Source organism: Gordonia sp. (in: high G+C Gram-positive bacteria) (assembly GCF_052106715.1).
In the GTDB taxonomy this organism is placed as follows: Bacteria; Actinomycetota; Actinomycetes; order Mycobacteriales; family Mycobacteriaceae; genus Gordonia.
The window spans coordinates 25,955-35,620 of record NZ_JBQEDL010000032.1; the positions used below are offsets into that span (position 1 = coordinate 25,955).

The 9,666-nt window shown below is 66.6% G+C and carries 9 protein-coding genes; 7 read left to right on the forward strand and 2 right to left on the reverse strand.

Annotation, left to right across the window (positions count from 1 at the left end; genetic code table 11):
• Positions 1-34 precede the first annotated feature (34 nt).
• Together ACTIMF_RS15085 and manA are read left to right on the forward strand one after the other, a co-directional pair.
• Complete coding sequence (locus ACTIMF_RS15085; RefSeq protein ID WP_442351110.1) at positions 35-1,165, forward strand: hypothetical protein; 1,131 nt, start codon at positions 35-37, stop codon at positions 1,163-1,165.
• Complete coding sequence (manA, locus tag ACTIMF_RS15090; protein ID WP_442351111.1) at positions 1,162-2,382, forward strand: mannose-6-phosphate isomerase, class I; 1,221 nt, start codon at positions 1,162-1,164, stop codon at positions 2,380-2,382. Before ACTIMF_RS15085 ends, manA begins: the two co-directional genes overlap by 4 nt.
• 16 nt (positions 2,383-2,398) lie before the next feature.
• Here manA and ACTIMF_RS15095 read toward each other — a convergent pair whose 3' ends face one another.
• Positions 2,399-3,463, reverse strand: coding sequence for a type VII secretion protein EccE (locus ACTIMF_RS15095; protein WP_442351112.1), 1,065 nt, complete (start codon positions 3,461-3,463; stop codon positions 2,399-2,401).
• Between the two features lie 102 nt (positions 3,464-3,565).
• On the opposite strand from ACTIMF_RS15095, the gene eccB reads away from it, so the two are divergent.
• On the forward strand, positions 3,566-4,963 hold the full coding sequence (eccB, locus tag ACTIMF_RS15100) for a type VII secretion protein EccB (RefSeq protein WP_442351113.1): 1,398 nt from the start codon (positions 3,566-3,568) through the stop codon (positions 4,961-4,963).
• Between the two features lie 11 nt (positions 4,964-4,974).
• Here the strand turns inward: eccB and ACTIMF_RS15105 are convergent, their stop codons facing one another.
• Positions 4,975-5,598, reverse strand: coding sequence for a TetR/AcrR family transcriptional regulator (locus ACTIMF_RS15105; RefSeq protein ID WP_442351114.1), 624 nt, complete (start codon positions 5,596-5,598; stop codon positions 4,975-4,977).
• Between the two features lie 220 nt (positions 5,599-5,818).
• On the opposite strand from ACTIMF_RS15105, the gene ACTIMF_RS15110 reads away from it, so the two are divergent.
• The 4 genes from ACTIMF_RS15110 to nrdE all read left to right on the forward strand — a co-directional run.
• Positions 5,819-6,376 carry an NAD(P)H-dependent oxidoreductase gene (locus tag ACTIMF_RS15110; protein ID WP_442351115.1) on the forward strand — a complete coding sequence of 186 codons (558 nt, stop codon included), beginning with the start codon at positions 5,819-5,821 and terminating at the stop codon, positions 6,374-6,376.
• 513 nt (positions 6,377-6,889) lie between these two features.
• Positions 6,890-7,123, forward strand: coding sequence for a glutaredoxin-like protein NrdH (gene nrdH, locus ACTIMF_RS15115; RefSeq protein ID WP_442351116.1), 234 nt, complete (start codon positions 6,890-6,892; stop codon positions 7,121-7,123).
• A gap of 10 nt (positions 7,124-7,133) precedes the next feature.
• Entirely contained in the window at positions 7,134-7,622 is a 489-nt protein-coding gene (gene nrdI / locus ACTIMF_RS15120; protein WP_442351117.1) for a class Ib ribonucleoside-diphosphate reductase assembly flavoprotein NrdI, read from the forward strand.
• A gap of 18 nt (positions 7,623-7,640) precedes the next feature.
• Positions 7,641-9,666, forward strand: a 2,026-nt coding sequence (gene nrdE / locus ACTIMF_RS15125) for a class 1b ribonucleoside-diphosphate reductase subunit alpha (RefSeq protein ID WP_442351118.1), incomplete at its 3' end; no start/stop codon positions are given.

Consider the following 9,666-nt stretch of genomic DNA (forward strand, 5'->3'; position numbering starts at 1 on the left):
CGGCTCGTCGAGGCCATGCCCTAGGCTGGAACACATGTCTGACCACCTCCGCGACCTCGACGACGTCGACGGTCTCGTCGCCGCCGACCACAACGGTCTGCTGCGGTCAGCCGCGATGTCCGGCGCGCACGTCCGCGCCGTCGCACACGCGGTCGCCGAAGGCGCACTCGCGCCGCTCGCAGACCTACGGCCACGCGCCGTCGTCGTGGTCACCGGCAGTTCGGCGTCTGCTCGTCGCGCCGCGGAGTTCGTTGTCACGCTTCTGGCGGCACACGTCGACGTCCCGCTCGTCGTCGCCCCGTCGCTGCCCGGATGGATCGGCCCGCTCGACGTGGTCGTCGTGGCAGGCGACGACCCCGGCGACCGGAGTTATGCGGACGCCGCGCTGCGCGCGCTGCGGCGTCGTGCCGAGTTCGTGGCCGCCGTCCCCGTCGAGGGGCCGTTCGCCGACGCAGTCGGCGCGCAGTCCATAGCCGACCTGTCGCCGCGGCTGCCCGTCGACACGCGATTCGGGTTCGTCCGGACCGTCGCGGCGCTCGTCGCCGTGTGCACGGCGTTCGGCGCCGTGCGGATGCATCCGGCGCCGCCTGCGCTCGCCGACGTTGCCGATCTTCTAGACGTTGAGGCGACCGTCGACCATCCCGACAACGAGAGCTTTCGCAACCAGGCGAAATTGTTGGCCATGCGAGTCGACGGCCGCCCCCTCGCCTGGGCCGGTGACACCCCGGCGTCGACCGCACTCGCCGAACACATCGCTGCGACCGTGTTCGCCGTCGCAGGCATCGCGTCGGCTGCAGGCGACGAGGCCGGAGTCCTCGCGCATCTGCGCGTCCCCGCGGCGGCGGCCGGTCCGTCTACCGTGGACACCATCTTCTACGATCCGGAATTCGACGATGCGCCGCCGGTCGAACGCCCCCGCGTGATGCTGCTGACCACCGCAGCGAGGAGTTGGGGAGTTGAGCACCGCACGGCGGCGTTCGGCGACGTCGACGTCGTGACCGAGCAGGCGGGCACCGCTCCCGACGGTGTCTCCGGTCCCACGAGCGATCAGGGCGTCGCGGAGTTCGGCGACGTTCCCGCGGACCTTGCCGCCTACCTCACGGTGGCGGTGCGTGCCGACTTCGCCGCCGCCTACCTGGACCTGACAGGAGCCGCCGCGCGATGAAGCTGCTTGCCGGAGTCATCCGGCCGTACGCATGGGGGTCGCGGACCGCGCTGGCACAGATGCGCGGTGCGCCGAGTCCATCGGCGCACCCCGAAGCCGAACTGTGGTTCGGCGCCCACCCGGCGTCGCCCGCCACAGTCGAATCCGGGGGCGACCTGCTGTCGCTGATCGAAGGCGACCCCGACAACCAACTCGGGACAGCGGTACTCGACCAGTTCGGTCCGCGCCTGCCGTACCTGTTGAAGGTGCTCGCCGCGCAGGAGCCGCTGTCGCTGCAAGCGCATCCGAGCGCCGAACAGGCCGCCGAAGGGTTCGCGAGGGAGAACGCGGCAGGTCTGCGGTTCGACGCGCCCGAACGCAACTACCGAGACGGCTGGCACAAGCCGGAACTCGTCGTCGCACTCACTGATTTCGACGTGCTCGCCGGCTTCCGTGATCCTCACCTGACCGTCGAACTGCTCCGCAGTCTTCAAGTCCCGGCGTTGGATCCGTACCTCGGTCTGCTGGCGGGACAGCCCGACGACACGGGCCTGCGCGCGGTGTTCACCACGTGGCTCACCCTCCCGGACTCGGTGATCGGCACTCTCGTGCCCGACACGCTCGACGGCGCGGTCCGAGTCCTCGAAAGCGGCGACCAGCGGTTCGCGTTGGAACTGCGTTCACTTCTCGAACTCGGCGAAGCGTACCCGGGCGACCCCGGCGTCCTGGCCTCCCTCCTGTTGAACCGCATCCACCTGAGTCCGGGCGAGGCGCTCTACGTCTCGGCGGGCAAGCTGCACGCATATCTACAGGGGACTGCGGTCGAAGTGATGGCCAACTCCGATAACGTGCTGCGCGGTGGCCTCACTCCGAAGCACATCGACGTCCCTGAACTGCTCCGGGTCCTCGACTTCACGCCTGTCAGCCTCGACGAACTGACACCGGAGGTCCGGACTGTCGGAACCGAGCGCGTGTACATGACGCCTGCACCCGAATTCCGGCTGTCGCGCGTGCACCTCGACGGGACCGGACTGCACCAGCCTGCGTCGATCAGCTTCGGGGTGTCCGGGCCGCAGATCGTCGCGGTGCTCTCGGGTCGGATCACGGTGAGCGGAGGCGACGGACACGAAGTGGCCGTGTCGGCATGCGAAGCAGTCTGGATCGCCGACTCCGACCCCGACGTGGTGGTGCACGCGGCTTCGTCGGACACGGAGTTCGTTCGCGTCTTCGTGCCGTGAGTCGACCGGCCGGGGGTCAGCCGGTGAGGGCGCGCTCGGCGGGTGTGGACACCGTTCGTACCGTTGTCGGCGGGCTGCCGTCGGGAGCGACGAGATGGAGCAGCGACGCGTCGCCGAGGTCTTGACGGAGCAGGAAACAACCGTCGGATGTGTCGGCGGACCGGCGATGGACTCGGAGTTCGGTGAGTCCGGGGTCGGTGCGGTGGTCACCGGGGCCGCCGACGTCGCGGATGACGACCTGCGCGGTCGGCGGCACGGTGGGACCGACACCGAACAGCAGGGGATCGCCGATCGCCTCCGCCAGCGGCCGCCACTGCGCGGGACGGTCGGTGATCACGTGTCCGCGTACGCCAAGTGCAGCGAGTCGGACTGCGGTCTGTCGGACCAGTCGCGGCTCGGCCGCGATGTCGACGCGGTCGACGAGCGGTCCGGCCAGGCGGAGCGCGACCGGTGCACCGGACTCAGCCGCGCCCACCACCTGACCGTCGCCGCCGATCGGCGGAGCCGAGCCGTCGAGACCGCCCGGAGTCAAGGAGGCGACGATGTGCGCGGCGTCGTCCACGGTCCAAGCGGCGTCGGCTGACAGCGCCGCAGCAGTCAACGGCTGCAGACGGGCGTACGGTGCGGCGGCCGCGATCACCCTCCGCACACACCACAGTGCGGTCCGGAGAGTTCCGGCAGCTCCGCCGCCGCGCAACGCGACGGCGTCGCCGCACAGCTCGGGATCGATGTGGACGACGAGGGCGACGCTGCGATGCGACGCGGGATCCAGCGGCCCGAGGAGGCTTCGATACGCGCGCGCTGCGGGTCCGTCACCCCATGACGCAAGGGTTCGAGTCACCACATCGATGCGGGTCGGACGTGCATCGACGTAGTCGAAGCAGCGCGCGATGGCGTCGACAGGAAGGAGCGGGCGGGGACCATCCGGCAGTAGAACCGGCGCGGGTGGGCCGGGAGCGACCGACAGGACCGACACGAGCCGGGGTTCGTCGACCACGACGCCGAGGAAACCGACGCCGTTGGGAACGTCGAAAGGTGCCGGTCGTGCAGCCCGATAGTCCCGACGTGTGAGCAGTCGCATGTGAATTCCCCCGAATCGCGTGGCGTCACACTACAACGCGGCTAGCGTGCGTGTATCGGATTCGATATCGGGGAATCGACCGATTCAGGGGGATTGTCATCGATGGCTAGACATATCACTACGCGCGCCCAGGTCAGCGGTTACCGGTTCGGGCTCGCGAGAGCCGAGCACGCGTTGATCCGCCGAGACGTGCGGCTGCTTCACGACCCGATGCGGTCGCAGAGTCGGGCGCTCCTCGCGGGTGTCGTGGTCGCGGTGCTCATCCTGGCGGGTGCGGGCGTCTACGGGCTCGTTCGACCTGCGCCGTCGGTCGGCGACGCGCAGATCGTCACCGATCCCGGCGGCGCCATGTTCGTCCGCGTCGACGACGTCATGCACCCGGTGTTGAACTTGGCCTCGGCACGGCTCGTCGTCGGCAGCCCCGCGGAGGTCAAGTCGGTCAGCGCAGCGTCGCTGCGGGAGCATCCGCGCGGGCCGACGCTCGGAATCCCCGGCGCTCCCGCGTCGCTGCCGGGACCGGCGGCCGACGGAGACTCGGCATGGACGGTGTGCGACGGGCCCGACGGAACCCTCGTGCTCGCGGGCGTCGATCCGCGCGCCGCCGCGACCGACACCGGAGTCTTCGTTTCCTACGACGACGAACGGTGGCTGCTGTTCACCGACCGGGACGGCGACGTGCCGGTGCCGGCCAAAGCCAAGGTGGACACGACTCGAGTAGAGGTGATGCGCGCGATGGGACTCGAAGGCGTCGAGCCTCGTCCGGTGTCGGCGGCCCTGCTCGACGTGTTCCCGGAGCGGCCCGAACTCGCGGTTCCCGACGTCCCGAGTCGGGGAGCGGCCGGGCCGCTGGGTGCGACGGTCGGCACCGTCGTCCGCACCGCGACGGTCGACGGCGCGTACGCCTACCGGGTCGTGCTCGTCGACGGCGTTCAGCAGGTGCCGGAGACCGCGGCCGACATGCTCTTGTCTGTCGACGCCGACATCGCGCCGACAGTCCGCGACGTCGCCCCGGCCGAACTCACGACGGTCCCGGTCGTCGACCGCCTCCCGGTCGGACACTTTCCGGATGCGGCTCCGACGCTGCGGGGCGGAGCCGATGCGGTGGTGTGTCGACACTGGGCACGCGGGCGCGACGATGCGGCGGCAGACGAGCGACTCGTCGTCGCCGACCGATGGCCCGTGCCGGGCGGGCGGACGCCGGTCCGCCTCGGTTCGGCGGATGGGCTCGCCGGGCCGGGACTCGACGCGGTGTATCTCGCGCCCGGGTCCGCAGAATATGTAGCGCTCACCGGCATCCGGGGCGACAGCCCGCTCGCCGGTCAACGGATCCTTGTCTCCGACACCGGAGTACGACACCGACTCGCAGGAGAGGACGCGGCGACCAGTCTCGGCTTGGCGGAAACGCCGGTTCGCGCTCCGTGGTCAGTGGTTTCGCTGATACCCGAAGGGCCCGAACTCAGTCGGGTCGGAGCGCTGACGATGCGTGACGTCGTGCGGTGAAATAGAAATAGTCAGTGACCGGCGGCGAGGTCGCGGACCATCCGCTCCCAGTCGTCTGCGATCTGTTCGTGCGTCAGACCGATGACATCCATGAGATGGCGGACGGTGAGCGCGTCGATCGGCGCCTGGACGGCGTGCGCCATGACGTCGAGGCCGCTGGAGAAGCCGATCTGACGAAGAAGGATCTTGACGTGTTGGGTCGACATCGCCCATACGGGGTGCGCCAGGCGATCCGGGTCGTCGGAACTGGCCTCGAGTAGTAGATCGAGGTGGTCGATCGTCATCTTGAGTCGGGCGCGACCGTAGGCGATGAGCCGGTCGAGCGGAAGACCGCCCGGCCCGAGCGGTTCGGGACCCGACAGCATCGCCTGCTGCAGATCGGACTCGGAATGGTCCAAGAGCGCGTGCATGAGGCCGGTCCGGCTGCCGAATCGGCGGAACACCGTGCCCTTGCCGACCCCGGCGGCACGCGCCACCGCGTCCATCGTGACGGCGGCGGCACCGTGGTGGTCGATGAGCGACTTAGCCGCCGCGAGCAGCAGACGGCGGTTACGTGCGGCGTCAGCACGCTCAGGCGACGGCGGCGGTCCGCCGACGACCGGCAGGCCGACGGGGTCGTGGTCCGAGATCGCCATGGCCCGACATTAGCCGATAGTCGGGTTCACCTTCGATTCGTCTGATCGGTGACCGATGTCACCGCGATGAAGGGATGAATTGCGGACCGAGGTCCGTTTACTCTTTCGTGGAATGTAAGAGTCGCCTGGCCGGGTGCCTCGCCCCAGTGGACTTCACAAGCCCCATTGGACTTCACAAGCGAATCTCACAGCACGAGCGAGCCTCATTAGGAGAGAAATCATGTCGGACAACCAACTCACGGTCGCCATCCTCGTCGGCAGTCTGCGCGCCGCATCTGTCAACCGCCAGCTCGCAGAGGTCGCCGTCGAGAACTTGCCCGCCGGCGTGTCCGCTTCGATCGTCGAGGGGCTCGGCGACCTTCCGTTCTACAACGAGGATATCGACCTAGAGGACTCTGTTCCCGCCGGAGTCGTCGAACTGCGCGATGCCGTCGCAGCGGCCGACGCGGTACTTCTGGTGACGCCCGAGTACAACGGCACCCTGCCCGCTGTCCTCAAGAACGCCATCGACTGGCTGTCGCGGCCGTACGGTGCGGGCGCGATGGGCGGCAAGCCGGTCGGCGTGATCGGTGCGGCCATGGGGCAGTACGCCGGCACCTGGTCGCGTCAGGACACCCGCAAGACCGTCGGCATCGCGGGCGCTCGGGTGGTCGAGGACGTCGAGATCGGTCTCATCACCGGTCAGCTCGACGATGAAGGCGTCCGCAGTGAGGCGATCGTCGGTCAGGTTACCGGAGCCGTCCGAGTCCTCGTCGACTCGGCGGCGGTCACTGTCTGACCTGACGGTGACCGTCCGAGACGGTGGGCACCGGAGACCCCGGGCCGAGCCGTCGGTGAGCCCTGTGGCCGCGAGCCTCTCGCGGCCACAGGGCTCATTCCTTTTCTGGGCTTCGGTCTCGTGCGCGGCCCGTCGATCTCGCCGGCGGCGTCCGCTGACAGCGCGTGAGGACTCGTGTTGTCACACCCTGGTGATTCACTGATTTTCATGGCTCGATCCACAGTTGTTGACAACTGCTCCACACCGCTGTGCATGACACGCCGAATGCGCCGAGACACGCCGATCGACCTGTGGACAGCGCCTCCGCGACCTGGGACTTTCATGAATGTTATTCACAAGTGATTGTGGTCAGTTGAAAACCCAACCACTAGGTGTAGTGTTTGAAGTGTCCGGGGGGCGGACAGAAGGCGATCGAATCACATCGACGTCGTTCACCGGGAAGGCCTCCCGAACAGACCACCGAAAATGTCGCAGGGAAGCGGTCTCGGACCGCAGGATGAGGGAGTCTCGCCGATGGCAATCACCGTCTACACCAAGCCCGCTTGTGTCCAGTGCAATGCGACGTACAAAGCGCTCGACAAGGCTGGTCTGTCGTACGACGTCGTCGACATCAGCCAGAACGACGAGGCTCGCGACTACGTCATGGCTCTCGGCTACCTGCAGGCTCCGGTCGTTGTCGACGGCGACGACCACTGGTCGGGATTTCGCCCCGACCGGATCAAGGCTCTCGCCGTCGGCGCAGCCTGAGTCCCGGCCGATGTCTGCGGCCGCCGACGAGGTACCGGGCCGCGACGACCTGCCGTTGATCGTGTACTTCTCATCCGTCTCGGAGAACACCCAACGCTTCGTGCGCAAGCTCGGAGCCCGATCGCAGCGAATCCCGCTGATCGATCGGGAAGGCACGTTCCGAGTGGACGAGCCGTACGTGCTGATCAGTCCGACCTACGGGGGAGGGAAGGTCAGTGACAACGGGGCGGTTACCGCTCACGCGGGTGGCGGCTACGTACCCAAACAAGTCATCAAGTTTCTCAACGTCGAACACAATCGAGCGTTGATCCGCGGAGTGATCGCCGCCGGGAATACAAACTTCGGAGCGGAGTTCTGTATGGCGGGCGACATCATCGCTGCCAAATGCCAGGTGCCCTATCTGTATCGGTTCGAGTTAATGGGCACACCGGAGGACGTCACCCGAGTACGGGACGGCCTCACCGACTTCGTCCGAGCACACCGCGCACTAGCGCATTAGACACTTCCAGGAGTAATCGTGTCGCCCACCGCCACCGCACCAGATTCCACCGTCTCGGCCAGCCAGTCCGCCGTCCATGTGAGCCCCGCGGGTCATGGAGCGGGGGAGATGGACTTCCACGCGCTCAACGCGATGCTCAACCTGTACGACGACGACGGGAAGATCCAGTTCGAGATGGACAAGGAGGCGGCGCGGCAGTACTTCCTGCAGCACGTCAACCAGAACACGGTGTTCTTCCACGACCTCGACGAGAAGCTCGACTATCTCATCAAGGAGAACTACTACGAGCCTGAGGTCCTCGCCCAGTACGACCGCGAGTTCGTCAAGCTGCTGTTCGGCCACGCCTACAGCAAGAAGTTCCGCTTCCCGACGTTCCTCGGTGCGTTCAAGTACTACACCAGCTACACGCTCAAGACGTTCGACGGCAAGCGCTACCTGGAGCGCTTCGAAGATCGAGTCTGCATGGTCGCGCTGACCCTCGCTGCCGGGGACACCGCACTCGCACGCAACCTCGCCGACGAGATCATGGACGGACGTTTCCAGCCGGCCACCCCGACGTTCCTGAACTCGGGCAAGAAGCAGCGCGGCGAGCCGGTCTCGTGCTTCCTGCTCCGCATCGAGGACAACATGGAGTCGATCGGCCGGTCGATCAACTCGGCGCTCCAGCTGTCCAAGCGTGGCGGCGGTGTCGCCCTGCTGCTGAGCAACGTCCGTGAACACGGTGCGCCGATCAAGCAGATCGAGAACCAGAGTTCGGGCGTCATCCCGATCATGAAGCTGCTCGAGGACTCGTTCAGCTACGCGAACCAGCTCGGCGCGCGTCAGGGTGCGGGTGCGGTGTACCTGCACGCTCACCACCCGGACATCTACCGGTTCTTGGACACCAAGCGGGAGAACGCGGATGAGAAGATCCGCATCAAGACACTCTCGCTCGGAGTGGTAATCCCGGACATCACGTTCCAGCTCGCCAAGAACAACGACGACATGTACCTGTTCAGCCCTTACGACGTGGAGCGCGTGTACGGCAAGCCGTTCGCCGATGTGAACGTGAGCGACGAGTACCACGCGATGGTCGAGGATGCGCGCATCCGCAAGACGAAGATCAAGGCGCGCGAATTCTTCCAGACGCTCGCCGAGCTCCAGTTCGAGTCGGGCTACCCATACATCATGTTCGAGGACACGGTGAACCGTGCGAACCCGGTGGCGGGCAAGATCACTCACTCGAACCTATGCTCGGAGATCCTGCAGGTCTCGACGCCGTCGACATTCAACGACGATCTCTCGTACGAGCACATCGGACGCGACATCTCTTGCAACCTCGGGTCGTTGAACATCGCGAAGACGATGGACTCGCCGGACTTCGGTCATTCCATCGAGACGGCGATCCGAGGCCTGACCGCAGTGGCCGACCAGACGTCGATCGACTCGGTTCCGTCCATTAAACGCGCGAACGAGGACGGTCACGCGATCGGTCTCGGTCAGATGAACCTGCACGGGTACCTGGCTCGCGAGCGGATCTTCTACGGCAGCGAAGAGGGCATCGACTTCACGAACATGTACTTCTACACGGTCGCGTACCACGCGATTCGTGCGTCCAATCGGATCGCTCAGGAGCGCGGCAGCGCGTTCGCCGGCTTCGAGGACAGCAAGTACGCGTCGGGCGAGTTCTTCGACAAGTACATCGACCAGGTGTGGGAGCCGAAGACCGAGAAGGTGCGTGAACTGTTCGCCCGTTCGGGAACTGACGTGAACGGCCAGCTGTTCGCCGACGGCGGCATCCACATTCCGACGCAGGACGACTGGCGCGAGCTGAAGGCCAGCGTGCAGAAGCACGGCATTTACAACCAGAACCTGCAGGCCGTCCCGCCGACCGGTTCGATCAGCTACATCAACCACTCGACGAGTTCGATCCACCCGGTCGCTTCGAAGATCGAGATCCGCAAGGAAGGCAAGATCGGCCGCGCCTACTACCCGGCGCCGTACCTGACCAACGACAACCTGGAGTACTACCAGGACGCGTACGAGATCGGCTACGAGAAGGTCA

Excerpts from the sequence above, each read along its gene's own strand:
- manA (WP_442351111.1), top strand. The coding sequence starts at position 1,162 with ATGAAGCTGCTTGCCGGAGTCATCCGGCCGTACGCATGGGGGTCGCGG.
- ACTIMF_RS15095 (WP_442351112.1), bottom strand. The coding sequence starts at position 3,463 with ATGCGACTGCTCACACGTCGGGACTATCGGGCTGCACGACCGGCACCT.
- nrdI (WP_442351117.1), top strand. The coding sequence starts at position 7,134 with ATGTCTGCGGCCGCCGACGAGGTACCGGGCCGCGACGACCTGCCGTTG.
- nrdH (WP_442351116.1), top strand. The coding sequence starts at position 6,890 with ATGGCAATCACCGTCTACACCAAGCCCGCTTGTGTCCAGTGCAATGCG.
- eccB (WP_442351113.1), top strand. The coding sequence starts at position 3,566 with ATGGCTAGACATATCACTACGCGCGCCCAGGTCAGCGGTTACCGGTTC.
- ACTIMF_RS15085 (WP_442351110.1), top strand. The coding sequence starts at position 35 with ATGTCTGACCACCTCCGCGACCTCGACGACGTCGACGGTCTCGTCGCC.
- ACTIMF_RS15110 (WP_442351115.1), top strand. The coding sequence starts at position 5,819 with ATGTCGGACAACCAACTCACGGTCGCCATCCTCGTCGGCAGTCTGCGC.
- ACTIMF_RS15105 (WP_442351114.1), bottom strand. The coding sequence starts at position 5,598 with ATGGCGATCTCGGACCACGACCCCGTCGGCCTGCCGGTCGTCGGCGGA.